Source organism: Lactiplantibacillus mudanjiangensis, from assembly GCF_005405385.1.
Taxonomy (GTDB): domain Bacteria; phylum Bacillota; class Bacilli; order Lactobacillales; family Lactobacillaceae; genus Lactiplantibacillus; species Lactiplantibacillus mudanjiangensis.
Map to the genome: position 1 here is coordinate 38,380 of NZ_BJDY01000006.1, position 26,401 is coordinate 64,780.

Here is a 26,401-nt window from a genome sequence, read left to right on the forward strand (position 1 = left end):
CCTCACATTTGTTCATATCAACCTTCAGGACTGATTTCTTTCCCCATATTTACAAATATCAACATAGGTTACGTACTCAGAAAAAAACTTGCACGGCGACTTGATTCACACCATAAGAAAAGTTCTCATTCATAACCGAATCGTACATCTATTTATCTCGCTTATTAATGCTAAAAAAAAAGCGTAGTAGAAATAAAAATTTCCACTACACCACTTAATTTATAGCCACATCGTCATCGACATTTTCCTCCGATAAGCGTTAGCTTCGTGTTCAACTACACCGTAAAGCTCATTGATAGCTTTCGGTAACGTCAACTTATGCTGCAATGAATACCGTGTAATCGCATTACTTAACTTAACTGCAACCAAACCGGGTTCTTTACCACCATATGGCTGACAATATCTTTTTCGTTTTATCCACGATTATTCCCGATTAATGCCGTGGGACTTCTTCAAACAGGCTATAAAATTGCGACTTATCTGAAAAATCCGCCATATATTGGCCATTTAACCCAGCCTTTTGACCGAAAACACTCAAGTCAATTAATAACTTTTCTTCATCAGTTGGGAAGTGTAACTTGCCTTTCAATGCCACACTCCGTACATAATTAACTAACCGATTGATTAGTGCCTCTGGATTCTTAGCACTATCCAACTTGGCATCGACTTGTGTCAACACATCGATAATGTCTAATAATTCAGTGGTTTGATCACGTACCTTCAAACTTGCCAATAAAGTTTCAATGTTTTGTTTTACTGGTGCTAATGCTTTCCCCGTCATAATAAAGTCCTCCTCAAATTATTAAAACTAACTCATTAACCAGTTCCATCATAAGCATTCCTCCAACCAAACAGAACAAAATGTCCTATCTGGCTATTTTAACTTCCTGAAATGCCTTATTGATTCAAAATATCTGGAAAACGCCCCTCCGCAATAAAGGCCGCTTTGAATTGATCGACACAGGCTTTGGCGTTAACAATATCTGGTTTGATTTTTAACAACTTTTTAGCGGCCTTTTTCTTAGACAACTTTTGCTTAGTCACCTGTTTTTTAATCAAATAATTCATAAATTTGCGACCTTCTTTGGCCGAAAAATGGCAATCTAACAACACGAGTTCAACACAATTAAAATCCACTTTTTCAGCCATTTGTGTCAACACATTGACAACAAGCTCATCATGCTCAAAGATATCAATCGTCTTCACTAAGTCCCCCCCGTTTCTGCCAACTATCAACTTATTATTAAAATAATAATGAGCTCAGTTTATCATTATTCCAAACAGCGGTGGCTAAATGTTCATAAACAGGCATAAACCTGACTTAACCGTACAAAAAAAGATGCGTCAACTGTTAAAAACAGTCAACGCATCTCTTCCGCAGTACTAGGTTGCCCTAGTGGGGTGATGTGTTCCACAACATCAGAGACCCAAGCATTCCGCAAATCCGTCGGAAAATCATGCCCTGCTATCAATTAAGTCACTAGCCGCTCGCGCGGAACCATCATCACTGATGATCTGACTCTATCGACTCATCGCAAAGATAACTCTACCATGGTTTACGGCTTTATGCAAGTCACAAAGCATGGTATATTTAGGCCAGCACTAACAGGAGGTCCATATTTTGACTTGGTTACTAACGATCATCACCACCATCATGCGCCCACTGACGCTTTTAGTCAGCTTGACCAATCACCTTGGTGTTTGGTCGTACGTTGTGTTATTTTTGATTATCTTTTTAGAATCGGCATTCATCGCCTTTGCCTTTTTACCAGGCCAATCGCTACTTTTTCTCAGTAGCTCGATTGCGGCAAATGCCAACTCTAAACTCAATATTTGGCTACTACTAGCGATTTTCATTGTCGCCGCAACTAGTGGGGCCATGTTGAAATACCAACTCACCCGCCGTGCCGACCAACGCGATAGTCGGCTTGAACGTGGCCTCAATTCTAGCAAGTTAGACACCACCAAAGCCTTATTCGATCGCCATGAAAAACCCTCCTTACTCTGGGGACGCTTTATTCCGTTTGTCGGCCTCTTCATCCCTGTCATTGCGGGCACTACTGAGATGGACTGGCATCACTTTGAAATTTGGAATTTCTTCGGTGTGCTCATCTGGGTCGGTGGTTGTTGCTTTTGTGGCTACTACTTTGGCGACTGGCCATTCGTTCAAAATAATTTTACAATCATCATGCTCGCTTTAATTATCGTGCCAATTATTTTACGCTACGGTTATCATCAGTTTAAGCGACAAGTGGCAGACTAAATTTAGTGCAAAAGTCCTGTCACTATGTTGCGTTTTCAACATTAAATAATCAAAAAAGACCCCATAACCGTCGGGCGCTTCTCCAACGGTTATGGGGTCTTACTCAATTGTATTGCTTTGGCTCTATCACAAGAACTATCATACCGAATGAATGTAAAGGGATCATCAAGTTTCGGTAAAGATTAGTCCTTATTTTCAGTATCGGTTTCATCGCCAGCTGCCATAATGGTATCCAACCGGTCAAGTTGAGCGTCAAACCAAGTTGTCAATACCTTTAATGCCCCAGCTTGATCAGCCAAAACATCTTCGGCACTGCCCAGTTCATCGATCCGTAAGCCAGAACGAAAGGCTTCGGATTCTGCAATCATGTAAAGATTAATCGGCATCTCATCTTCAGCCATCGTCACTTTACCGATTTCAGTTAAGTTGGCCAGTGGCAAGTTAATAACACTCGTTTCTAGCCGAAAACTAATCGCTGGTTCATGATCAGTCGTCAATTCAGCTTGAGCCAATTGATCGTTAGCCACGACCGCTAAAAACGAATCTAACCACACCTGTAATTTGGACGTCAATTGATCATACGATGCTTGTAGCGTCACCTGTTCCACTTTTTCTGCAGTGACTTCATCAATAAAAGCTTGTACATTTCGTTGCATAATATCCCTCATTTAATGATTTTGTCGCCATCGTGTTAACAACACGACAGTATAGAAGTTAATGCCTAAACCAATTGCCGCCACAACTTCTAGCAACAATTTAATTTCCATGGCAGCCGTACTTTGATACCCCGACATCAACGCACTAATCAAGCCCAGTGAATAAATCAACAAGACTAAACCTAACACGTAAAAGCCGAGCAAACGATTCACATAAACCGCTAAGATACCTAAGAAATACAGCACCAAGGCAATTAACAACCCTTGCCACATGTGCGCCATCGAAATGGTGGTCGTCTGTAGCTTTAACGACTGCGCTGACATCAGCCAATTGACGATACCGTAACAAAAAAACGAGACGAACGCAAACGTCACTACCCGGGTGAGCTTCACAAAATCCCTCCAATGATTACTTTTATTGGGCGATTAAATCGATAATTTCTTGACGTGGAATCCCAGTGAAGTATTGATTCAAATCAAACTCATCAAGCTTAGCCGCGATCGTTTCATGATCATACCGCAAGCCCGTTAAAGCCGCTTCAATCTCATGCACATCACCACTACCGAAGAAATCCCCATAAAATTTAAGTTGTTGGATATGGCCATCTTCAACTAACAAGCGGGCATCAATGGTCCCCATGTCGAAATGTTGCCGCCGTTTGACACTAAATTTTGGCGACTTGCCATAAACCCAGTCCCAATTAGCATAATAGTCTTCATAAATTTTATCAATGGCTTTTTGTTGTTCAGGCGTCACTTGATATTCTTTATCCGCAATTTCAGCCAATGAATCGACCCCAAATAACTTGGTAATCAACACGTCACGGAATTCTGGAACAGTCATCTCTTGATATTCTGGCGCTAAGTAAGGCCGCAAGTTGGTGACCCGACTACGCACAGATTTAATGCCCTTAGAAGCGATCTTATCCGTTGGCACGGTTAAAGCTTGTGGCACAACGTCAAGATCGACATTTAACATCAACGTCCCGTGTGAGAACGTCTTGCCATTGCGTGAATACATGGCGTTACCAGAGAATTTGCGCCCATCGACTAATAAGTCATTTCGGCCACTAACGGTCGCAGTCGTCGCCCCCATTTCATGCAGCACGTCGATAATCGGCTGGGTGAACGTTTTAAAATCGCCAAATTCTTGGCTATCACTATCGACCACAAAACTAAAGCAGAGGTTACCTAAATCTTGATAAACGGCCCCACCACCAGATAAACGTCGGGTCACCGTAATATGATGATCACGCACATAATCCGCGTTAATTTCTTCTAGAGTATTTTGATTTCGACCAACGATTAGACATGGTTCTTCATAATAAAAAAGCACCAATGGTTCATCAAATTCAACATTGTTCATTAAGTATTGTTCAGTGGCTAGATTACGGCCAATATCATGATCTTTCATTGCGACATAGTACATAGGTAGATCAGCTCCTCAGCATGAATTAAGTTAAATATACAATAAAAATTAAAAAAGGACCCACAAAGTGAGCCCATTTCTAGGAAGAATCACTAAGACTTAGTGTGGATTCTTCATCCCCCAAACATCATCGATCCACAATCCGTATCCTCGTGCGTTTTTGATTGGCGGCCAAACACACTCCTCGGATATTGCGTGCCATCAATAGATGGAAGTTGGTCAGTTGGTTATCCGAAATTAGCGGAAACGCTGCATACTACACTAGCTATCACTTGACGGGTTTGTTACAACAATTGGGTAACGTTGATACTGACCTTAGATTCTTCCGATGGCTTAAGTATATCAGACCATGTAAGCGATTGCAAAACTAATTTAATGACAACTAAAAACACCCCAGTCAGCCGTTGCCAACCAGAGTGACTGAAATTAATAGCGGTCGTAATCGCTATCCATTTGATACTTATATTATAGAGCGGGATGTAACCGTTGCCAACTTTTTCGCTCGCTTAACGCACAAATTTCCAGCCATGATCTAAACTAAAAGGCTTACACTTTTCCAAATTAATGCTAAAATGAATTTATTAATTAGCTACTAAAAACGGGGGTAACCATTATGTTACAACAATATCAAAACATCTTAGTCCCAGTTGATGGCTCTAAGGTCACCGAAGAAGTGCTAAAACGCGGCATTGAAGTTGCCAAACGCAATAACACCCATTTAGATATCTTGAACGTCTTAGAAGTCAATCAATTCAGTGACACTTACGGCGGTGCCGTCAGTGGTGACGTGATCTACAAACTCTCTGAAGACGTGCAAAAACGTTTGGAAGAACTCAAACAAGAAGCTATCGACGCCGGCGTAACCGATGTTGACATGCATGTGCGTTTTGGGAATCCTAAAACGGTTATCGCGCGTGAATTTCCTGCCGACCATCACAACGAACTCATTATGATTGGGTCAACCGGATTATCCGCCGTCGAACGCTTAATGGTCGGTTCCGTAACGACCTACGTTAGCCGGAACGCGATTTGTGATGTCTTAATCGTCAAACCAGACAAATAATTACCTTTTAAATAACGCGGTAACGCGTTATTTTTTTATCCATAAGGAGCATCATCATGACCTGGACCAAAAAATTAAAAATTCCTGTTGCCCTCGATCAACAAACGGTGCGGACTTGTTTACAAACCTGGTTGCTGCCCAAACGAATTCAAGGCCAACTACGGCAAGGTCGGCGCATCTGGGTCAATAATTTACCAGCTAGCGTTGCGACAATCGTGCACACTGGGGATCAATTGACCTTACAATTTGTTCCCGCCGACTTTCGCACCGCCACATCCAACTATCTCGCCGATGCGACACAACCAATCGAGATCTTATATCAAACCTCAGATTTATTGGTGGTCAATAAACCGGCTGGCATGAAGGCTCACCCTAATCAACCGGGCGAAACGGGGTCCTTACTAAACGCGTTAGCCGCTCAACTGGCCCCAACTGAGCAAGCCCCTTACATGGTCCACCGACTCGATCAAATGACCTCAGGGGCGATGCTAGTGGCCCTCAATCCGATTGTGGTGCCCATTCTCGACCGTCTAATTAGCAGTAAGACCATTCACCGGACTTACTTTGCCTGGGTTCGCGGCTATTTTGAAACACCAACTGGCCAATTTGACGCCCCCATCGGCCATCATCCAACCGATAAACGCAAACGGTGGGTCAACACTGCCGATGCCCAAACGGCGCTAACTGACTATCAAGTCATGCAAACAACGACCCATCAAAGTTTGGTAAAACTTGACTTACACACTGGCCGCACCCACCAACTACGCGTACATCTAGCGGCTAGTGGTCATCCGATCATTGGCGATCCGTTATACGATGAGCAGTTTGAAACCAGTCCACGATTGCTTCTACATGCTTGGCAACTGTTATTACAATTACCATTCAGTGATCAACTCGCAACTGTTCAAGCACCGTTACCGGATAGCTTTAAAATGACTGACAAAATCGACAACTACTAACCAAAACGGCCCCACCAGCTTGTATGCTGATGAGGCCGTTTTGGCGTTTAAAAAATTCACGTCTGTCTTGCTGTCACTTTAGCCTTCTCGTTGTGCCTCCCATGAAGCACCCTCACTAACCGTCACTTGCGGCAAGTAGCTGCGGTTTAGCAGGCCTTGCCAAGCACGGATAATTTTCGGTAGGCTAAACGCTTTTGCGCGTTGTAATGATCGTTGTGCATAAGCTTCGCGTAGGCTCAGATCAGCCATCAGCGGTTGCATGCCATGCCATAACCCGATCACATCATGGGCCGGTGTTAACACCCCGTAGCGCCCACCTTGTAAGTATTCCGCTGACCCAGTATTGGTCATCGCCGCTACTGGCAACCCTAAGGCCATCGCTTCACCCATCACGAGTGGCATGCCTTCCCAACGTGACGTCATGACAAAGATTGACGCCTGTTGATAATGTTGACGTAAGGCCTCATCTTTCAGGGCACCGCGATAAATGATCCGATCCTGAACGTTTAAGTCGGTTAATAACTGATCGAATGTCGCCATCGCACTCGGTGTGCCTTTTCCAGCCATTGAAATCTGCCAGTCATCTGGCAATTGCCGCGCTAAAGCCAGCAAATAATCAATCCCTTTATGTTGAATATCAATCCGACCGGTAAATGCAATCGTGTGGTAGCGCAAGTCGGCTCGGTGACCGGCAGCGTTCAACGTGAGCGGATTATAAATTTTAACCGTATGTGGATTGAAGCGTGAATACCCTTCTAAATCAGACGCGGTTAACGTCACCACCGCATCAGCCGCAATCAAGCCGGTTTTGAATTCTTTTTGCATGTGAACGTAGTATTGATATAAGTAAGTTTCAACGTTATTATGCATCCAGGCAATCACGTTTAACCGTGGCAAACTGGCCTTTATTGCTGGCGCAAAACTCGTCAACAAACCACCAGGTAAGATAACACTGTCATACTGACCAACTCGCAAAAACGTAATTAAGTCTGTGATCTGAATCGCATATTTTTGTAATGGCGCATCGCCAAAATAATTTAGAATTTGATCATCGACTGGATGTGGTGCCACCACTAAGGGTGCTTGTAGCCGATAAAATGACCGTGGATGCGCTAATGAGTAATAGGTGACATCTGCTTGACTGGCCAACGCATTGCCTAAAACCGTACTCGCACGTTTAACCCCATCCATCACCAAGTTTTCAACAACAATGAGTAATTTCATATGCTTATTTGGCGGTCACCGTTAGCCGTAAAGCTGAGACTGCTAGGCCGCCACTCCTCTCTTTATAAACTAAATCGAAACAAGCCAGGCTAACGTTGTAGGTATTATAGTCGATAAAATTAAAAACTAGTTAGAAATATGCTCATGAGATTATAAAAAAAGGCGTTCAGCCTATGCTGAGCGCCTTTAAAGGTTAATTAACTTATTTCAATCCAGTCCATTGCCAATCATTGACTTCTGGTAAATCATCACCGTTTTCACGGATATAAGCCGCGTGCTTGGCTAATTCATTGTCCATTTGTTGAACAAAGGCAGCACCGGTATTTTCCATCGCTGGTTGCACATTAATGGCTGACTTCGCAAGATCGAAACGATCCATTTGGTTCATCACCCGCACATCAAATGGCGTGGTGATATCCCCATTTTCACGGTAACCATGAACATATAAGTTATGGTTGTGACGATCAAAGAAGATATCCCGAATTTGATCTTCGTAGCCGTGGAAAGCAAAGACCACTGGTTTGTCCTTAGTGAAGTAGTGGTCGAATTCTTGATCCGTTAAACCACGTGGGTCTTTTTCAGGACTCCGCAGCTTCAACAAATCAACGACATTGACGAAACGAATCTTCATGTCTGGGAAGCTAGCATGTAACAATTGGATGGCAGCCAACGATTCAAGCGTTGGTTCTGTCCCAGCTGCCGCAAAGACAATATCAGGTTCACTACCTTGATCGGTACTTGCCCAATCAACAATGCCTAAACCATTGTCAACCAATTGCTTAGCTTCTTCAATACTGAACCATTGTTGACGTGGATGTTTCGACGTAACCACGTAGTTAATCTTCTCTTGACTCCGTAAGATAACATCGCCGACCGCTAATAGTGTGTTGGCATCAGCTGGCAAGTATTCCCGAATATATTCTGGTTTCTTTTCAGCTAAATGCGTTAATGCGCCAGGATCTTGATGGGTATACCCATTATGATCTTGTTGGAAAACTGTCGAAGACGCAATGATGTTCAATGATGGGTACTTTTGACGCCAATCAAGTTCGTTGGCTTTGCGTAACCACTTGAAGTGTTGCGTTAACATGGAATCCACAACGCGCAAGAACGCTTCATAGCTGGCAAACAAACCATGACGACCTGTTAAGACATAGCCTTCAAGCCAACCTTCAGCTTGATGTTCAGATAATTGCGCATCCAAAACTCGACCAGCTGGGGCTTCGTATTGATCACTATCTTCATGAACAGGTTCCAACCATTGCCGATTAGTGGCTTCAAACAAGCCATATAAGCGGTTAGACATGGTTTCATCAGGGCCAAACAAACGGAAGTTATCCGGGTTCTTCTTGATAACATCACGCAAGTAATCAGACCAAACTAACATATCTTGTTTAACATTTTCACCACGTTCAGTCGTATCAACCGCATAATCACGGAAGTTTGGTAAGTTCAAGGCTTTTGGATCAACCCCACCATTAGTGATTGGGTTAGCCGCCATCCGGGCTTGTCCTTGTGGGATGATTTCGGCAATTTCAGGTTTCAATTGACCATCAGCGGTAAAGAGTTCTTCTGGTCGATATGATTTGAGCCAATCGACTAAGGCGTCGGCATGTTGCATATCATTTTGATCAACTGGAATTGGAATTTGATGGGCCCGGAATGAGCCTTCAATCTTGTCGCCATCCCAGCTCTTAGGACCCGTCCAACCTTTAGGGGCGCGAACGACGATCATTGGCCATACTGGCAAAGTGGCATCGTTGTTTTCACGCGCATGTTTTTGAATCGCTTGAATCTTTTCAACCGCTTCATCAACAGCTTTAGCCATCGCTGGGTGCATCTTTTCAGGGTCATCGCCTTCAACAAAGAGTGGTTCCCAGTTCATGCTTTCAAAGTATTGGGTTAACTTTTCATCAGACGTCCGACTCAATAACGTTGGGTTAGAAATCTTGAACCCATTTAAGTTCAAGATAGGTAAGACCGCCCCATCATTGATTGGGTTGATGAACTTGTTTGATTGCCAAGATGTTGCTAATGGGCCAGTTTCAGCTTCCCCATCACCAACAACAACGGCGGCGATTTGATCAGGGTTATCTAAGATTGCTCCAGTCCCATGTGACAATGAATAACCGAGTTCGCCACCTTCATGAATCGATCCTGGCGTTTCAGGTGCAGCGTGAGAAGCCACCCCACCTGGGAATGAGAATTGCTTAAATAACTTTTGCATCCCGTCTTTATCTTGGGTAATTTCTGGATAAATATCCGTGTAAGTCCCATCAAGATAAGAATTGGAAACCATTACTTGACCACCATGACCGGGGCCTTCCACGTAGAACATCTTTAAGTCATATTTATTAATTGCCCGGTTCAAATGGGCATAGATGAAGTTTTGTCCGGCAATCGTGCCCCAATGGCCGATTGGATGGACCTTCACATCACTGGCCTTTAATGGCCGTTCGAGTAACGGGTTCGCTTTTAAGTACAATTGACCAACGGATAAATAGTTGGCTGCGCGCCAATATTGGTCAACTTTTTGCAAATATGCTGGTGCTGAATAATCAGTTGTCATTTTGACTCTCCTTTATCTGCATCTCATCGTTACGTATCTGACATCTTTTACAAGTTCCATCTTAGCAGGTTATTTTTAGAAGTCAACCTTTTTGATAATTGGAACGGTCCAATTAATTACATTGGCAAAAATAGATTACCAAAAAGCCGGTGTCATCGCTGGGATAACGCCGGTTAGGGATGTCTTAATTAAATTTTCTTAAATTGGCAGGTTTTGGCAACCTAGCTAATCTATTTTAAATTGACAAATGATTCGTTGTAAGTCATGGTACGTTTGCCCGTCACCATCACATTGGCTTGTGAACTCGTTGCACTAGCCTTTTCTAATAACACGGTGACTTTTTTACCCCCAATGTTACGTTTAGTCACTTTGTAATATGGGTTAGCGTTGCCAGTATAACCAATTCGATACCAGCCCCCCTTGGCCTTCTTGACACTTAAGTTCGAACCAGAAATCGTGTAATGATAACTACCATGTCCCATCACAATACTATGCTTGGTCATTTTAGTAAATTCAGGATTTCGATCGTTTTCCAAACGTTCGAACCACTTATGACGAAACTTGGTTGGAACGGTTGCACTTTTCTTTGCCGCTTGAATCGTTGGGGCCATGACAAAACCGCTTCTTCCGACTAACATCACAGCTACGGCGCTACTCAAGACTAATTTACGCATACTTTTCTCCTCCAGATTTAAGCATCCCCATTGCTAATCAAGCCATTAGCTGGCTTAAATTCAGTTTAACAGTTCAACTAATAAAAGCCAATCACTAGTTGACCGCTTAAACTCTCACGAAGGTCGTATATTTCATGTATTGATAATGAATTCGCATGTTAGACACTTCAAATGGCGTCCCATCATCTAAGAAGAAGATCCCGCTCATCACGCCCACCGGTTCTGTGGCTTTTAGATGTAATAAGTTCTGATCTGTTTCATTCGAGGCGTCGACTGCGATCGACAAGAATGATTTGGTTACCGCGGCATGTTTAGTCTCCTGTACATAATTAAAAATAGAACCACTGATAACTTCACGATTTAATTCTGGGACTAGCTTAATCGGAATATAGCCCGTTTCAATCATAAACGGTTGGTCATCTAGCAACCGTAATCGTTTAATCTCATAAACAAACTCATCGGGTGCTAAAAATAAGTCTTGTTGCAACTCTTGACTTGCAGGAATGACTTGAAAGTCTAATAATTGAATACTGGGCTTGGCACCTTCAGTATTCAAACTATCGGTAATGCCTAAATTCGTGCCTTCATATTGAAATGAAGATTGGTTTTTAAGATATAATGGATTGATGAACGTCCCGGAACCCCGCTTCTTAAAAATCAAGCCTTGATTTGCCAAAACATTTAAGGCGCGCTTGATGGAACTCCGACTGACCTGATACTGGTCACTTAGGCTCCGTTCATCCGGTAACTTTTTATCGACAAACTCATTGGCCATGATCCGCTTTTTTAAGTCGGTCATCACTTGTTGATAAACTAAATCGGCCATGTTGGTTCCTCCTCTGCTGAATATGCTACCTGTAGTATAGCAGAGTTTACGAACCAGTGACGAAATTAAAACGGTCCATTCAAATAATTGGAACGCACTTTTAGAATTGTGAGGAATATGTCATGTCAAAAAAGAAGAAGAAACAAGATCAATTAGGTAAAACCTTGGTTGAAAAAATCCTTGATAAAGCTAACGTGAGTTATCAACAATATGAATTTCCAACCGAAACTGAAGGCGATGTTGAACAACTTCAAGTCGATCACTTGGGCGTTGACGAACATCATATCTATAAGACGCTAGCACTCATCGGCAACAAGACCGGTCCGTTAGTTGGCGTTTTACCTTTAGATGAACACCTCAGCTATAAGAAGCTCGCCAAACTATCCGGCAATAAAAAGGTCGGGATGATTCCATTAAAAGATTTGGAACGAACGACCGGCTATCAGCACGGGGCCAATACGCCCGTCGGTATTTGGGAAACTAAGAAATTTCCAATTTTCATCAACGATAGTGCAAAAAAGCAAGGTAAAATTTTAGTATCATCTGGCAAGATTGGCCGCTCGATTGAAATTGACGCCGAAGACCTGCGCAAGCTTGTGCATGGAACTTTCGGTGATGTTGCGGAGTGAGGTTTTGAAAGCACTACTAATCAATAACTTGTTCGTTCTAGGAAGCCTGTTAGCTTTACCAGCGGGCTTTGCTTGGTTACTAACCCTCGTTAATCGTCAAACTAAAGGAAACTTAGTAACCCGTTTTGGGATTAATAGCCAAGTCTATCTTGGCTGGCTGGGCATTATCATTCACGAGACCAGTCATTTGATCATGGCGTTAATCTTTCGTCACGGCATTCAGTCCGTCAGGCTATTAAAGCTGCCTCATTTAAATCGTGAGGCAACTGACGACACTGACTTAGCACTAGGTTACGTTAACCACACTTGGAATCAACATAGCTTTTATCAAACCATTGGCAATCTATTTATCGGGGTGGCACCTATCTTTGGCTGTACCGCTAGCCTACTTGGATTAGATTACTTGCTATTTCCCGGGTTAGCGCATGCCATCTTAAAAATTGCTGCCCACCCCACGCAACCAACATGGCAAAGTAGTTGGCAGGCACTAACGACTGGTTTGGGTGGCTGGGGGGCCTTGTTAATCTTGCTAGGCTTAACGATCTTCATCGTGATCGGCGGTTTTGATCTTAGTCCCGCTGATTATCAAAATAGTGCTTTAGGACTATCTAGTACCGTTATTTTACTCGTGGTCTTCACGACAATTATCACCTTACTAGATGCCCATGCCACCGTAATTGTCGGGGCGATCGTCACTTTTGGATTAACCATGGCCATCATTTTAAGCTACGCCTTGATCATTTCATTGATTGTCATGGCGGTAACGCGCGCCTTACGCTGATTGTGAGTCCATTCGCTAACTAATGATTCTACCGGCTGTGAAGAACATAGTCGAGGTAAATCCACTTTGAGCCTTCCGACTCAAAGCGGGCTAGTGACAAGTTCGATTGTTTTTGATCACTGAATACTTGTCATACCAGTGATAGTTGTAAAAATATACTTTTAGATTCTACAATATTTGGTGTTGATGGATTTTCCAGCAACACCATTTTTGGTAATCGCATAAATAATTCACGGCCGCAGATCGTAGTTAACTGATTTTGGGGGCCATTATCGAAATGGCCAGGCCCAGTGCAAAAACGTCAATCCTAATCAGTATCGTGTGGTTGAGAGAAAGTGGCGGCGATGATCATACTTGCCAAGTTACAATACGTGTGATCACGCCTTGGATGCGTAGGAAATGAAGACAGCAACCCAGTTAGTTAAAGTAACAATTTATATAGTGAAAATAAAAGCCAGCTCATCTACAGATGTACTAGATGAGCTGACTTTTGATCTATTTATTCATTTTGTACAGCTTGAACTTATATGACTTAACAGTCGATTTGCGATGATTTTTGCTGGTTGCATAAACCTTAACGGGCTTACTGTAATCGAATTCAGTTAACTTCAAGAATCCAACTCCGCCAACCAATTTTTTGTGGTAAAGTACTTTCTTTCCTTGAGTGACAAAAACCGTTGTATTTCGTTTAGTTTTGATAAATGCTGTATATGGTGGTTGTGCATATAGAACATGTATATCTTCTTTTGAGGCAAGGATTTTTTTGTTGTCCTTGAATATCTCATTGGCCTCATTTAAATATTTAATATTATAATATTGCTCAAATTTTGGTGTTGCTGTCTTAGTCTTTGTTGCGGCTAAGCTTGTGGTTGCCATCATAGATGAGGCCACAATACCGACCATTGCAATTATCATTGCTGGTTTTTTATTCATTTAATCTCCACCCTACTTTTGCAATTCATTTGCGCTAATAGCGTTATTTGTTCCTAGATTAATATAACTGTTTTTACCAGATTGTACAAATGCGCCATATTGACTGTTTACCACATCGTATTTGTTAGCCGACTTACTTAGGATAAAGGTTACTTTAGTGCCTTTTTGTAATGGTTTAAGCCCGTTAACAGCGTTTGTGTCAGAACCAATGAATTGTACAGGAATCGTTTTTTATTTAAATTATTACCCTTTAAGGTGTTTGTCACTTCAAGATCTTGGGTAGTACTTGGTACTGTAGTGCTATCGCTAGACAGGTGGGTGTCTTTAGTTGCCTGAGTTGACTTGATAACTCCACTAACGATTGTGTCGCTAGGTTCTTTCATTTCTTGTACGTTGTTTACTGTTGAATCATAATCAATGACAGTATCGGTTTGTTCTTCGTTTGCACCTGTTAAAAATAAGCTATCATGCGCGTAATCGAATTGTGTTGTGCGGCGTGTCCCTGCAGCGGTTGAATAACGTAATTTGGCTGCACCAGAATCCGACGCCGTAACATTGACTTGGGAGCCATCGAATCCCCAGTGCATTAGTGCACTCTTTTGAGTGTTGTGTGCAAGTCCCATCGCATGTCCTAATTCGTGAGCAGCAATACCCATTCGCTGGCCTTGATTAAATTTGTTAACTCGGTCACGTATCAAAGTTACTTTACTATTACTAATTAGACTGCCACCCTTTTGGTTGGTACTAGTATAGGCTAAAGTACCACGATGTGCTGCATTGTTCATGCTACTTGGAATTGATGCAGTACTGAAAAATAATGCTTTTGATCCTGCGTCTGAAGTAGCAATATACTTGAAGTAACCTGTATTATTCCATTTCTTGGCTGCACCTGCCCAAACGTCCTTATAGTATGAGCTAGTGGCGTTTGTGTAGTAGTGAACGTATGGATGATTCCACCGATATGAATAAAATGGACCTGCTGCTGCGTTGGCATTAACAACTGGTACTGCAGTCCCCAAAGAAATACCAGTAAGTAGTACTAAACCTAACGTCAACTTTTTGTTGAATTTTAACAATGTAATTCCCCCTACATTTTGTTTGGTATTGCACGAGCAATTGTACTTTATCAAAATATTAATTTCAATCATTAAAAAATAAAGTTAGGTTACTAATGTCTATGATATTAGCGTTTAACTAAATTTGTTTTTTTTTAAATTCACACTATGTTTTATACATAAGCAGAAATGATGTCCACAACAACCTTCTAAAGGGTGGTAAATAGTCTTAGAAAGTTCTAGTTTAGGCAGATTTAGTCAAATATTATACTTGATGGCCTATGTGAAATACATTAATATTTTGGGATATTCTTCAAATTGATAAACTGCTGAATGTAGATTTTTTTTAAAAAGTCAAAAATATCACAATGTACACTCCTGGATAAAGAAAAAGTTATAAATATTTTTATATTTATAACTTTTATCATTATTATTCATTTTTACTAATTAACCTGTTCTTGTCAGTCGCTTTACGTTGAAAAGCAACCGAATTAGGCAGTGACACTTCCATTTAATCGTTCCGCAGCAATTTTGAAATAATCGAGTCTTAACTCCATCCCGATAAAGTGGCATCCCAAATAAATCGATGCAATCCCAGTAGAACTAGAACCCATACAGCTGTCTAAAACTATTTTTCCTGAGTGCGTGTATGTCTCGACCGGATATTCTAACAGCTCAACTGGCTTTTGGGTTGAATAAACATTGCCTTGAACCACATTCGAAAATTGTAAAATACTGATAGGATATTTCATATTTTCTTTTTGTAGAATTGCCAACGTAGTCATGCTAATAAATTTCGTACACTTTTCCCTGATCCTTGAAGTTGCTATTCCTCAATTGCGCGAAAAATCCTCCTTGTCCAAGGGCTATTGCACTATTTGGCTTAATAACATGATTGTATTATTTCCAAAGCTTACTCAAATCAATAAGTTGACCCCAATTTATTATGAGTAACTGCATATGGTAAATCAGTAACTATCGCATCGATACTGTCATTCGTGAAGTCAAGCATCAGTTCTAAGCAATCCCTTGTTGCAGTTTAATCATACGACTTGACCATCCTTTTTGGACACGATGGCTTCTTTAATCCACGCCGAGGCCGTCTCATGGTATGTGTCTTCTAAGTTCGTACCTACAAAGTGTACAATCGTAACGCACCGCAGCGACACCATTAAAGTCAGACCCATAGATTGGTGATTGGTGTAAAACGATGCTGTTAGATTCACTTGAGTATAAAACCTGAGGAAACTATAAGAACGTATCACAAACACCTTTCATTTATCAAAAACATGATGGAAAGTACTTACTCAAATGACTCTGTAAAGGGCCCAAATCGAAAAAAAGAAACCAATTCGAAAGTGAATTGGTTTCTCATTAAGATCATTCATCAACAACCATTAACAAAGCGCTTTTTCTAATATCGAAACACTCGCTACAAATTACCCCTGATCGTCCGCTTGCCATTCGGCTTTAAATTGATCAACAAAGGCCCGCATCACATTCGTTCGCTGATGTGCCAACGCTTTAGCAGCATCGGTATTCATTAAGTTTTCTAACTTAAATAACTTTTCGTAGAAATGATTAATGGCGGTACCAGGTTCGTTACGATATTGTTCTTTAGTCATATGCAGGCGCGGTTCAATCGCTGGATCATAAATTTTTTCGCCAACATGCCCTGAATAATACAATGCCCGAGCAATACCAATGGCACCAATGGCATCTAATCGGTCAGCATCTTGCACAATTTGTCCAGCTAATGACAATGTTTGGGTGCCATTTAATGACTTGCTAAACGACATATGATCAATAATATCGAAAATGGCTTTTTGAGCAACTGGCATCACGTGTAGTGCCGTTAATTGTTCGGCCAACGTTTGATGCGCCAACAAAGGATCAGCCATCAATTTATCATCAATCACATCATGGAGCCAAGCCGCTGCCAACGTCAAGTTCAAGTCCGCCTGTTCAGCAATTGCCAAACGCTTGGCTAACTTGACGACCCGCATTAAATGATCCGTTCCGTGCCCACTATGATCCTGGGCCAACCGATCCATCGCATACGTTTGAATCGCCGCTAATTGCACATCCGTTATCATTAAAATCATCCTATTCTGACGTTTGATAGTATGCGCGTAACTTTTTAATCGTCCCGCGGCTAAAGATCAAGTGATCCCCATTACTCATGGTCACAATGCCTTTATTGAAATCAATCGTCACGATTTGATCCAAGTTCAACGCATAACTCTGGAAATCGTTGAAAAAGCGCCCACCGGTCAATTGAGCCTTGATCGTACTCAAGTTCTTATGCACCACATAAGCCTGATTCGTGGTCACAATCCGCGCCGTTCGCAGACCATGTACCTTTTCACAATACACGATATCTTTGAGTCTTAACTTTAATAATAACGCGCCACTCTTTAAATTTAAAGTTGGTTCTGGTGCTTGATTTAAGGTTGCCAATCGTTTTTTAATCACTGTCAAAACGTCGCGAACTTGAGGCACGAACTTGGCCTTATCAAACATCTCAAGCTTTGAAATAAACCCAGTTGGTGTGGTCATCGCACTCACCGTATTGGGCATCAAGTCGTCACGAGCTGTCACGTAGACAATAAACCCATCAGGATCATAATCTCGAATCTTCGCTGCTAACTCAATCCCATTGGTGGCCTCTTCTTTTAACACAATATCCAAAAAATACAAATTGGGCCCAGTTGTGGCCTGAACGGCTTTTAACACTGCTTCAGGCCGCCAAACTGAGGCCAACTGATAGTTAAACCCTAACGCATCTAATTGCGCTGTAATCACATCAATTAACCAAAGGCGGTGGTTTTCAAGATCATCACTGATGAAAACTTGCATATCAATTCACACTTTCTCTAGTAGCATGATCAGCTCACACTACTGGCCTAAATTCCTAATATCACTTGTCTACAATTGATTGCAACACCTTGTTAATCATACTAAAATCTCTACAGACCGGCAACCAAAAAAGGCGCCAAAACCCAATTAATTAAGGGATTCTAGCGTCTTTTACCTAGATTGTTCATTTTTCAATCTGTTTTGGTTTTACATGGGCCTGATTGAGTCGCATTAATTCGTCAGTTCGTAACTTATCGACAATTAATTGTGCCGCTGCAGCTGTTAAACTACCACTCAAATCTTGATCTGAAACTTGGACAGGTTCATCTAATTGATGTAAACGTGTCACCATCTCATCAATAAAGTTATCATAAGCCCGTTTCGGGTAGCCAGTGGCCGTCACTTGGTTGATCCCCTCACGAATCATATCTAGTGGATAACTTGGTTTTAGCAAACTGATCACAATAATATCTGCTAATTGCATGATCTGGTACTTCTTCTTGACCGGCGCCAAAATCACTTGATGCTTAACGTAGTTGTTAATCATCGCAGCTGTCACAGGATCAACACCGAGTGGTTGCAGCGTTTCATTAATGAGCAATAAGACTTGATCCATATACAGATCAAAATTTGGTAGTTCAGTCCACTTAGGCAAGATCACCTTACCCATTCGTTGTTTCCAATCCGCATAAGTTGTCACATTGGCATCCATCTAAATCACTCCCTGTCATTTATAATCATTATAAACAGTTAAGCTAGTCTTGTAAACTAGCTTAACTTGTAAATGGCATTAAAATTACCGTTTATGGTATGATTTAGACCGATATTTGAAATTTAACAGAAAAGTGGTTGAAACGATAATGTATGAAATGACCAAGAAACACCGGACTGGCGACGATGTTAAAGCCTTAATCCCACAACCCGTCATTGATGGTTTATGGGATCGCCTCAAAGCAATGCGTCAAGAAAAATTACTGATCGATAGTACCATGGCGGTCATGTTCAGTGACGACTTCGAAGATCAAAAGATTTTCTTCATGACCTTACAAAAAGAAGGCGCCTTTGCCAACGAATATGAACTAGCCTATGATGGCCCCAAGGACTTCTTAGGAAAAGGAACGATCGTTATCTTTAAAGATCGGCCTAAAACCATTTCGATGACCATTTCTGATGCTAATAAGCAAGCAGCTAACACCGATGACGCTTCAGAAACTGATGATAAATAAGCACTCAAAAAGCCTAGCAAAATCGCTAGGCTTTTCTTTTTACTGAATCTCAATTTGGCTAGTGGTTGCCGTCACCTTTTTAGGCAAAGTCACGGTTAGCAATCCAGCTTCAAAGTGTGCTTGAATCGCCTCAGCCCGGACATTTTTAAAATAAAATCGTCGTTTAGCCGTTGCCACTTGGCGTTCGCGTTGCAACACGCGACCATCATCATCACGATCAAACTCATCAGGCTGATGGGTCGCTGTTAACGTCAGCCAGTCATCGGCATATTGCACGTTAATCGCGTTCTTATCAAAACCGGGTAATGCAGCGGTTACCGTATAATCATCATCGTGCTCGACCACGTCGGTCTTCATGACTAACCGCGACGTCACCGCCGTGTCAACATCATGATGGACCTGACGTAAAATTTTAACCGGTAATAATTTTTCAAAGTGCCGTAAAAGTTGCTGACGCATATCGGTTGCCTCCTCTAAGTTGTGGCTAGTACACTTGTTGACCGATAGCAGCTCCTAATAATTCAGACGCATGCTCACGGTTGCCAACTTGATCCATATCAAAAATAATTGAATCAATGTCGCCACCTTTAAAGTCAAATTGTTCAAAATAAATGTATGGATCTTCATTTTCAGCATTGAGGAACCCAGCTTCAATCTTTTGATCAAAGCCTTCTGCCCAATCTTCATCGGCCATTTGCTTAAAATCAGCACGGGTCACATACCCTCTTTGCCGAATCAAATCCATCGCTTTTTTAACATCACTATCTTCATAGACCAATTTCTTCGAATCCTCATGAATCTTCGTTTTCGTTTCTACTGGCATGACTAACAGATCTCCTTTGACTTAATACCTTTAGTGTAGCACCAAACCTTGAAAACGTTAACTTATCTTCCCTAGATTGCAAATTAAGGTGACAATCCTTATAATAGTAGCTACTTCGCGTTATAATTTAGGTAACTATTAAATGAAATGAGGAATGTTTCTTTGGACAGTGGCCAGATAATTACAAATTTAGTCATTATTGTCATTACGTTCTGCGTCGCCGCTTTCTTTGTGGCCTGTGAATTTGCTTTAGTTCAGACCCGACCAAGCGCCCTCGAAGAAGAACAAAAAAAGCGAGATAAGCCTTCCAAACGGATTGCGACCTCGTTACACATGGTTCACAACTTAAATGAATACCTCTCAACGACTCAAGTTGGGGTTTCAGTAGCTGGGATCATTTTAGGTTGGATTGGTGAACAAACGACTGAGCACTTTGTTTTACAATTGCTCGATGCGTTCCACCTGTCGATTAGCACGTCGATTTTACGGGCAATCAGTATTGTGGTTGGGGTTTTCGTCCTAACCTACTTAGAAGTTGTCCTCACTGAAATCGTCCCGAAAAATATTGCCATCGATATGCCACTCAAGGTAATGGCCGTAGTCACTACCCCATTACGTTGGTTCCATGTCATTTTTTATCCATTCGTTTGGTTATTAAATACCTCTTCGGCAGGTGTCGTCAAGATGCTTGGGATTCCAGTCGCTAATGAAGATAATGATGTCTACTCACAAGCTGAAATTTTGAACTTATCACGTAACGCCGTTTCTGGTGGTGAACTTGATCGTGATGATTATCTTTACATGGAACGGGCATTTGAATTTAACGATAAGATCGCTAAAGATGTCATGATCGACCGGACGCAACTAGTTGTCATCGACATTAATGATACGGTTAAGCAAGCCATTCGGGTTTACTTGCAGAAACGCTTCAGTCGTCTTCCCGTCGTGGCTAACAATGACAAGGATAAAATCTTAGGTTATGTCTATAACTATGATTTGATTCGTCAAGGTGAAGTCGACGATGAAATTCGGGTCAATAAGGTGTTACGTAACATCATCACCATTCCCGAAACGACACCGATCCAAGAGATCCTACAAAAAATGATTCAAAAACAAACACCTATTGTGGTCGTTGTGGATGAATATGGTGGGACCAGCGGGATCGTCACCGATAAGGATATTTACGAAGAACTCTTTGGGACAGTCAATGACGAAATCGACAATGTTTCAACTGAGTATGTCGAAAAACAAGACAATGGCAATTACCGCATGAGTGGGAAGATGACGTTGTATGATTTCGAACGTTTCTTCAAAATTGATTTAAGAGAATTTGAGGATTCCGATGTCGTTACACTAACCGGATATGTCTTAGACAATTTTCCAAAGATCCAAGCTGGCGATACCGTCCAAATCGCAGATTTCGATTTTAAGGCCTTGGATTTTGAGAATGCGTATATCAATTGGTTTGAAGTCAGTCGTCGCGAACCTGTGGCAACCGCAACTGGTGATGACGAAGACAAAGCTGAATAGTCTTTAAAATGCGATAACGCCTACTACAGGTTGTTATCGCATTTTTATTTAAGCCTTTTTGGATCGAATTAGCTCGACTTGCCACCTTCCGTTCTCCCACCTTGAGCCGGAACGCTGTGGGTGGACCGGTTCAGCCAAAAAGCGGTCTGAACCGTCGTTTTGAACCGCAAAATCCGCGTTTCAAAAACGCCGATCTCTAAGCGATAAATCGCCAAGAGCTCCCACGGCTGGGCTCAATGTGAGCTCACTCTCGGTTATAATGGTGATTACGAAATTGATTGATATTCGCAATAAAACCGGAGTCAGCCAGTGATGGCGCCGGCCGTGACAACATCGTTAGTCCGGCTGTTTTTTCCGGGCTTTACGATATGGACGACTTTTGAGACTAGCGGTTTGGGCTAGGCTCAAAAGCGAGGTGGCAGCCCGCACTTTGGCTGGAGCCGGTCCCCACAGCCGGCAGAATCACTGGCTGACGTAGGTGACTATTTAGCCTAACCAAGAGTATTTGGGCAAAAGCTTTACTCCCGATTATCAGCTTTCAATCTTTATTTTAAAACTAATCATTATTAACGGATAATCATTATAATGATAAAAAGTAGCCCATCACAACAGTCAACAAATTTTTTTAATTTATTTGGATAAGATGGTCTATTTAGTCGACTATGTTTAACTAAACTGACGTAACACCAATCAGACCGGCATTTTGATTTAGGCTTTAATTGTTCATAGCTAAACTAGTTTTGTTAATCGCTTACAATTGTAAGCAGATTTAACATAAAGTTGTTTGCAAAACCATCAGGCCGGGCGTAAACTTAGTATATGAAATTACAGAAATGGGGAACCAGCCGTGAGTGAAAACGTCATTAACATTATTTACATCTCGATTGAAGGAAATACCCGCTCATTTGTGACGGGCATGCAAGACTACGCTAAGACCCAACACGCTGCGGATGAAAGCAATCCATTAATCACCTTAAAAGAAATTAGTGAACAAACTGACTTTGCCATTGAAACGAAACCTTATTTTGCCTTTGTCCCAACTTATTTGGACGGTGGTAACGGCATTGATACTGGCGTCAAAGAATTGTTGACCAACGTTTTGGGCGAATATTTAAACTACGATTTGAACCCTAGTCTTTGTTTAGGCGTTGTGGGTAGTGGTAACCGAAACTTCAACGAACAATACTGCTTAACTGCCCGCCGTTACGCAGAACAATTGGACACTGATTTAATCGGTGATTACGAATTACGTGGCACCTCAGTTGATACTGAACGAATTTACAACGTCATGAAAGAACGGCTACACGCCCTTGGTGACTAAACCCAAAAGAACCGCCAACTCAATTGAGCTGACGGTTCTTTTTTAACCATTTAACAAATGCGTCTGCCAAGCTTTAATAAGCACGCCGGCTAACGCGACTAACATCATCAGTGTCACGCTAATAAACAAGATCGTATAAGAGAACTGTGCGACCATCATCCCACCAAACAATGGTCCTACAGCCCGTCCTAGCGACAACGCCATATTAAAGCGGCCTTGATACTTACCACGTTGATCAACCGCAGCCATATCATCAATCCAGGCCGGGACAATCGGTAAACCGACCACTTCGCCCAAGGTCAAGATAACCATAATCACGATGAAATCAATATATTGTCGCGCAAAAACGAGCCCTAGAAATGATAGCGCAAATAACGTAATTCCTAGACCAATTTGAGTGCCAATTTTAAATCGTTCGTTGAATAACGTCACTAACGGCTGACTAATAATAATTAATAGGCCGTTAATCGTCCACACTTCGCTGTATCGCCGGAACGGAATCCCTAAATTAGTCATATGAACCGACAACAGACTCTCCCACAGCGCGTAACTGAGATAGACCGTAAAGATTAATAAACATATCATCCAGATCAATTGTCGTTTAGCACCGGTCGTCGTGTCAGGCGTCCGCCCGGTCTTTTCTGTTTCTGGTTTAATCGCGGCGACGTTAATGTTAAATTTACTCAATACAATCACGACTAACCCAATGTAACAAGCCGTTGTCACCATGAAGACCACATCAATACCCAAATCAAGTAGATACCCAACCAACAAGGTGCCAATGACCACACCAACATTTAAGGCCAGATACAGCATATTGAAAACATAACGATTACTCTTAGTTGTCACGGTAGCTGCATAAGCATTAACCACCGTCATACTAATCCCATCGCCAAAACCAACCACAATCAACCCGATCGCATATGGCCACAAACTATGCCAAAAAATAAGTGTTGCTAGCGTTAGGGTGGAGACTGTCACCCCTAAAATTGCTGTCCAATAGGGCCGCCAACGATCAAACAACCGCCCCCCGACATAGTTCCCCAGAATCATTGCCAACGACATCCAGAACAACACAGTTCCCGAAAACGTTAGGCTTTGATGGAGATAATTGTGCATGTAAACCGTCGTTAACGGCCACATGAATGCGGCACCGGCATTATTTAGCAAATTAGCTAAAAACAGCCACCGCAACCGAACTTCTTTTTGCATGTTACTCACCTAATTTTTTCCATTTTCTTTTTAGTATACGCCTCAACAAAAAAGACGCCCACTCTAAAAGAGTGACCGTCTTTAGACAAGCGCCGTTAAACTAGAAACTTAAAACGCTTGATTTGCTGCTGGTAGCAACTTTTGAATAACTGTAGTAATGAGCACCTTGACCAAAGTTTTCTTTGACCCGGCTGTTCTTGCTATTTACAACGTAAAAGCTTGAAGCGCTCCGGAAACGTAAGTAGAAAGTTTCAGTCTTGCTGCCAGACTTAGCGCTAACTTTCCAAAGATGCTTGTTACTGGTACTTGCAGTATAAGTCCCACTTAACAAGGTCTTGGTCTTAGCACCTGACTTGTAACGTTTAACGGTGATCTTCTTACCACTCGTTAACGTCCACTTCGTGTAATAGCCTTTGTAGCTTGATGACTTCCAAGTCCCAGTAACGCTGCTAACTAAGCCATAGGTTGAGGCCTTCTTAGTTGTTGTAGTGGTCGTCTTAGCAGCAGTTTTAGCCGTTACAGTGACGATCCGGTACATGTATGAATACTTGCCATTAGTAGCGTAGACATACAAATCAGTACCCTTCTTGTAAGTCTTTGGTAATTTAACAGTAAACTTACCCGTCTTTGATGAAGCAGTTGCTGAAGCAATCTTGCTCTTACCAGCGTTTGAACCACTAGCACCCTTTTTAGCATAAACCGTAACTTTAGCGCCTTTAGTGGCAGTCCCAGTAACCGTCTTGCTGCTGGTGTTTAACCCGTCAACTTTAATAGTCGTCTTCGTTGCAGCTTGAGCGACAGTATCAGCTGAATTGTTAGTCCCTAAAGCCGCTGGGGCAAATAAGGAAACAGCTGTAACTGTTGCTAATAAGCCTGTCATTAATTTCTTCGAAGTTTGCATCAAAAATAACTCCCTTTCTTATTTCAGACCATATTATAACCTCTTCACTTCATTCCGGCTAGTTATCTGGATTAAAAGATATAAACTTTTTAATATTTCTTCAAACAAATTTTAGATTTTCGATATAACTGACATTAGCGATCCATGTCGTATAAGACCATTCGGTAAGATCTAACCGTCGATCAACAATGATGGGGACTAGCCGTTATTGCACGTTGCGGATCAAAACCGGTTCAATCGTAAGTACTACTCCCCTGACGATTGTCATCATTTCAAAAAACACCAATTTTTTAGGTCTGCATTCCCAACTCTGGCACAGAGATTGTTATAATAGATAACAACGCCGGCATTCATGCGTTAGCTGAAACCGGATTAGCGGAGGTGTTAATTTGCATGCAACGAATTTTGGCCTGTCTTGGGCTTTCTTAATTTTTTGGTTGGTCTGGATTTATCAGTGGGTAAAAATGCCCCCGTTCCGATCACTATTAGGTTATACCTCCCGGCTGGCCTGTCGAGATAAAACGGCTTGGCGATTTGCCCAACGATTTTACGCCTTACTTGGTATCGAAATTTTTACTATTTTATTAATTGCCGCAGTCTGCGGTGCGCTATTCAACATCGATTGGTTACAAAGTTTTAATTTACAAGCCATCGGTTTAGGGATCGGCTTAATTATTCAAAACGTCGCCACTGAGCGTGAACTTAAACGAGCCTTTCCTAAAACAAAACCACAATAGTCGCTCTCAACAAAAAAGCTTGAGTAAAAGTCTCAAGCTTTTTTGCGTCATACTAAATTTTAAATCGACGTAATAATTGTTCACGTTGCGCCAGTGATTTCTTCTCAACTTGGGCAATATTATGCCACTTAAATTGCCACAATCGTGTTTTTAAAAAGGTGCCTCGAAACAGGCTTTTAATAACCGGTGCACCAAACACCCACCGATAGACCCAGCCTGGCGTACTCATCGTGGTGATCACATCAATCCGCGGATGTTTCGTTAATTTGGTCCGCATTGAATCGGCTTGATACAATTGTCCTTTCGCATACACGCGATCCAAAAAACCTTTCGTCATCGCCGGCATGACTTCCCACCAAATCGGAAACATAAAAATTATTCGATCGGCAGCTAACAAACGTTGCTGATAATCGGCGACTTGATCATCAACCGGTCGACCACGTCGCCAGTTGGTTAAATCCGCCGCCGACATCACTGGATTAAACCCATCAGCATGCAAGTCAATCAAATCAACGGTATCGCCGGCTTGCGTTAATTGCGCCATCACCTGTTGGCAAAGTACGGCTAAAAAAGACCGGTTGTGCGGCACATTTTGACTGGCAGTAGCGGTATATGGGTGGTCAAAAATTAAAACAGTTTTCATCATAAATACCCCGTTTTCAAGTTAATGAGGCTAGTATAATGAAACTAATTAACGGTCGCCTTAACAAAAGTTAATGACGACCATTTTG

The 26,401-nt window shown here is 41.9% G+C and carries 30 protein-coding genes; 9 read left to right on the forward strand and 21 right to left on the reverse strand.

Features of this window, described 5'->3' with window-relative positions:
- Positions 1 to 219: 219 nt before the first annotated feature.
- The 3 genes from FFM84_RS16480 to FFM84_RS12660 all read right to left on the reverse strand — a co-directional run bounded on the left by FFM84_RS16480 (position 220) and on the right by FFM84_RS12660 (position 1,206).
- Positions 220 to 369 carry a bacteriocin immunity protein gene (locus FFM84_RS16480; protein WP_165450315.1) on the reverse strand — a complete coding sequence of 50 codons (150 nt, stop codon included), beginning with the start codon at positions 367 to 369 and terminating at the stop codon, positions 220 to 222.
- 64 nt (positions 370 to 433) lie between these two features.
- Positions 434 to 781, reverse strand: a complete 348-nt coding sequence (locus FFM84_RS12655; RefSeq protein ID WP_130845474.1) for a bacteriocin immunity protein — start codon at positions 779 to 781, stop codon at positions 434 to 436.
- A 116-nt stretch (positions 782 to 897) separates the two neighbouring features.
- On the reverse strand, positions 898 to 1,206 hold the full coding sequence (locus tag FFM84_RS12660; RefSeq protein ID WP_130845473.1) for a hypothetical protein: 309 nt from the start codon (positions 1,204 to 1,206) through the stop codon (positions 898 to 900).
- A gap of 415 nt (positions 1,207 to 1,621) precedes the next feature.
- Here FFM84_RS12660 and FFM84_RS12665 point away from each other — a divergent pair, with 415 nt between their 5' ends.
- Positions 1,622 to 2,263 carry a VTT domain-containing protein gene (locus tag FFM84_RS12665; protein ID WP_225425312.1) on the forward strand — a complete coding sequence of 214 codons (642 nt, stop codon included), beginning with the start codon at positions 1,622 to 1,624 and terminating at the stop codon, positions 2,261 to 2,263.
- 182 nt (positions 2,264 to 2,445) lie between these two features.
- Here FFM84_RS12665 and FFM84_RS12670 read toward each other — a convergent pair whose 3' ends face one another.
- The 3 genes from FFM84_RS12670 to lplA are packed head-to-tail and all read right to left on the reverse strand — an operon-like array spanning position 2,446 to position 4,348.
- Entirely contained in the window at positions 2,446 to 2,919 is a 474-nt protein-coding gene (locus FFM84_RS12670) for a hypothetical protein (protein WP_130845472.1), read from the reverse strand.
- A 12-nt stretch (positions 2,920 to 2,931) separates the two neighbouring features.
- Positions 2,932 to 3,312: a hypothetical protein gene (locus FFM84_RS12675; protein ID WP_130845471.1), complete on the reverse strand. Its 381-nt coding sequence runs from the start codon at positions 3,310 to 3,312 to the stop codon at positions 2,932 to 2,934.
- 22 nt (positions 3,313 to 3,334) lie between these two features.
- Positions 3,335 to 4,348 (reverse strand): lipoate--protein ligase, encoded by a 1,014-nt coding sequence (lplA, locus tag FFM84_RS12680; RefSeq protein WP_130845470.1) that lies wholly within the window; start codon positions 4,346 to 4,348, stop codon positions 3,335 to 3,337.
- 613 nt (positions 4,349 to 4,961) lie between these two features.
- Between lplA and FFM84_RS12685 the strand changes: the two genes are divergently transcribed.
- Both FFM84_RS12685 and FFM84_RS12690 read left to right on the forward strand, forming a co-directional pair.
- Positions 4,962 to 5,411 carry a universal stress protein gene (locus FFM84_RS12685; RefSeq protein WP_130845469.1) on the forward strand — a complete coding sequence of 150 codons (450 nt, stop codon included), beginning with the start codon at positions 4,962 to 4,964 and terminating at the stop codon, positions 5,409 to 5,411.
- 56 nt (positions 5,412 to 5,467) lie between these two features.
- Positions 5,468 to 6,370, forward strand: a complete 903-nt coding sequence (locus tag FFM84_RS12690) for an RluA family pseudouridine synthase (RefSeq protein WP_130845468.1) — start codon at positions 5,468 to 5,470, stop codon at positions 6,368 to 6,370.
- Positions 6,371 to 6,448: 78 nt separating this feature from the next.
- Here the strand turns inward: FFM84_RS12690 and FFM84_RS12695 are convergent, their stop codons facing one another.
- The 4 genes from FFM84_RS12695 to FFM84_RS12710 all read right to left on the reverse strand — a co-directional run bounded on the left by FFM84_RS12695 (position 6,449) and on the right by FFM84_RS12710 (position 11,663).
- Positions 6,449 to 7,594 (reverse strand): glycosyltransferase, encoded by a 1,146-nt coding sequence (locus tag FFM84_RS12695; RefSeq protein WP_130845467.1) that lies wholly within the window; start codon positions 7,592 to 7,594, stop codon positions 6,449 to 6,451.
- Between the two features lie 202 nt (positions 7,595 to 7,796).
- The gene (locus FFM84_RS12700) at positions 7,797 to 10,163 is read right to left on the reverse strand and encodes a phosphoketolase family protein (RefSeq protein WP_130845466.1); all 2,367 of its coding nucleotides are present in this window, start codon (positions 10,161 to 10,163) and stop codon (positions 7,797 to 7,799) included.
- Positions 10,164 to 10,393: 230 nt separating this feature from the next.
- Positions 10,394 to 10,837 (reverse strand): hypothetical protein, encoded by a 444-nt coding sequence (locus FFM84_RS12705; protein WP_130845465.1) that lies wholly within the window; start codon positions 10,835 to 10,837, stop codon positions 10,394 to 10,396.
- Positions 10,838 to 10,943: 106 nt separating this feature from the next.
- Positions 10,944 to 11,663: a GntR family transcriptional regulator gene (locus tag FFM84_RS12710; protein WP_130845464.1), complete on the reverse strand. Its 720-nt coding sequence runs from the start codon at positions 11,661 to 11,663 to the stop codon at positions 10,944 to 10,946.
- Between the two features lie 122 nt (positions 11,664 to 11,785).
- Between FFM84_RS12710 and ybaK the strand changes: the two genes are divergently transcribed.
- Positions 11,786 to 12,292, forward strand: coding sequence for a Cys-tRNA(Pro) deacylase (gene ybaK, locus FFM84_RS12715; RefSeq protein WP_130845463.1), 507 nt, complete (start codon positions 11,786 to 11,788; stop codon positions 12,290 to 12,292).
- 4 nt (positions 12,293 to 12,296) lie between these two features.
- Positions 12,297 to 13,073, forward strand: coding sequence for a hypothetical protein (locus FFM84_RS12720; RefSeq protein WP_130845462.1), 777 nt, complete (start codon positions 12,297 to 12,299; stop codon positions 13,071 to 13,073).
- 495 nt (positions 13,074 to 13,568) lie between these two features.
- Here FFM84_RS12720 and FFM84_RS12725 read toward each other — a convergent pair whose 3' ends face one another.
- From FFM84_RS12725 to FFM84_RS12750, 6 genes are all read right to left on the reverse strand, one after another.
- Complete coding sequence (locus tag FFM84_RS12725; protein ID WP_130845461.1) at positions 13,569 to 14,006, reverse strand: hypothetical protein; 438 nt, start codon at positions 14,004 to 14,006, stop codon at positions 13,569 to 13,571.
- A 149-nt stretch (positions 14,007 to 14,155) separates the two neighbouring features.
- The gene (locus FFM84_RS12730) at positions 14,156 to 15,082 is read right to left on the reverse strand and encodes a matrixin family metalloprotease (protein WP_165450314.1); all 927 of its coding nucleotides are present in this window, start codon (positions 15,080 to 15,082) and stop codon (positions 14,156 to 14,158) included.
- Positions 15,083 to 15,552: 470 nt separating this feature from the next.
- Complete coding sequence (locus tag FFM84_RS12735; protein ID WP_165444338.1) at positions 15,553 to 15,837, reverse strand: DNA methyltransferase; 285 nt, start codon at positions 15,835 to 15,837, stop codon at positions 15,553 to 15,555.
- A 663-nt stretch (positions 15,838 to 16,500) separates the two neighbouring features.
- Positions 16,501 to 17,157: an HD domain-containing protein gene (locus tag FFM84_RS12740; RefSeq protein ID WP_130845458.1), complete on the reverse strand. Its 657-nt coding sequence runs from the start codon at positions 17,155 to 17,157 to the stop codon at positions 16,501 to 16,503.
- A 10-nt stretch (positions 17,158 to 17,167) separates the two neighbouring features.
- A complete protein-coding gene (locus FFM84_RS12745) occupies positions 17,168 to 17,920 on the reverse strand; it encodes a LytR/AlgR family response regulator transcription factor (protein WP_130845457.1) in 753 nt (250 codons plus the stop codon).
- Between the two features lie 184 nt (positions 17,921 to 18,104).
- On the reverse strand, positions 18,105 to 18,632 hold the full coding sequence (locus FFM84_RS12750; protein WP_130845456.1) for a DUF1836 domain-containing protein: 528 nt from the start codon (positions 18,630 to 18,632) through the stop codon (positions 18,105 to 18,107).
- A 148-nt stretch (positions 18,633 to 18,780) separates the two neighbouring features.
- Here FFM84_RS12750 and FFM84_RS12755 point away from each other — a divergent pair, with 148 nt between their 5' ends.
- Positions 18,781 to 19,146: a hypothetical protein gene (locus tag FFM84_RS12755; RefSeq protein WP_130845455.1), complete on the forward strand. Its 366-nt coding sequence runs from the start codon at positions 18,781 to 18,783 to the stop codon at positions 19,144 to 19,146.
- A 39-nt stretch (positions 19,147 to 19,185) separates the two neighbouring features.
- On the opposite strand, the gene FFM84_RS12760 is transcribed toward FFM84_RS12755, so the two are convergent.
- Together FFM84_RS12760 and FFM84_RS12765 are read right to left on the reverse strand one after the other, a co-directional pair.
- Positions 19,186 to 19,605, reverse strand: coding sequence for an Hsp20/alpha crystallin family protein (locus FFM84_RS12760; RefSeq protein WP_130845454.1), 420 nt, complete (start codon positions 19,603 to 19,605; stop codon positions 19,186 to 19,188).
- Between the two features lie 25 nt (positions 19,606 to 19,630).
- On the reverse strand, positions 19,631 to 19,969 hold the full coding sequence (locus FFM84_RS12765; protein ID WP_130845453.1) for a hypothetical protein: 339 nt from the start codon (positions 19,967 to 19,969) through the stop codon (positions 19,631 to 19,633).
- Positions 19,970 to 20,131: 162 nt separating this feature from the next.
- Between FFM84_RS12765 and FFM84_RS12770 the strand changes: the two genes are divergently transcribed.
- Both FFM84_RS12770 and nrdI read left to right on the forward strand, forming a co-directional pair.
- Positions 20,132 to 21,499, forward strand: coding sequence for a hemolysin family protein (locus FFM84_RS12770; protein WP_130845452.1), 1,368 nt, complete (start codon positions 20,132 to 20,134; stop codon positions 21,497 to 21,499).
- Between the two features lie 847 nt (positions 21,500 to 22,346).
- On the forward strand, positions 22,347 to 22,820 hold the full coding sequence (gene nrdI / locus FFM84_RS12775) for a class Ib ribonucleoside-diphosphate reductase assembly flavoprotein NrdI (protein ID WP_130845451.1): 474 nt from the start codon (positions 22,347 to 22,349) through the stop codon (positions 22,818 to 22,820).
- Positions 22,821 to 22,862: 42 nt separating this feature from the next.
- Here the strand turns inward: nrdI and FFM84_RS12780 are convergent, their stop codons facing one another.
- Entirely contained in the window at positions 22,863 to 24,032 is a 1,170-nt protein-coding gene (locus FFM84_RS12780) for an MDR family MFS transporter (RefSeq protein ID WP_130845450.1), read from the reverse strand.
- Positions 24,033 to 24,132: 100 nt separating this feature from the next.
- A complete protein-coding gene (locus FFM84_RS12785) occupies positions 24,133 to 24,933 on the reverse strand; it encodes an Ig-like domain-containing protein (RefSeq protein WP_130845449.1) in 801 nt (266 codons plus the stop codon).
- Between the two features lie 389 nt (positions 24,934 to 25,322).
- Between FFM84_RS12785 and FFM84_RS12790 the strand changes: the two genes are divergently transcribed.
- Positions 25,323 to 25,670, forward strand: coding sequence for a hypothetical protein (locus FFM84_RS12790; protein ID WP_130845448.1), 348 nt, complete (start codon positions 25,323 to 25,325; stop codon positions 25,668 to 25,670).
- Positions 25,671 to 25,722: 52 nt separating this feature from the next.
- Here FFM84_RS12790 and FFM84_RS12795 read toward each other — a convergent pair whose 3' ends face one another.
- On the reverse strand, positions 25,723 to 26,313 hold the full coding sequence (locus FFM84_RS12795; protein ID WP_130845447.1) for an NAD(P)H-dependent oxidoreductase: 591 nt from the start codon (positions 26,311 to 26,313) through the stop codon (positions 25,723 to 25,725).
- Positions 26,314 to 26,401: the final 88 nt, after the last annotated feature.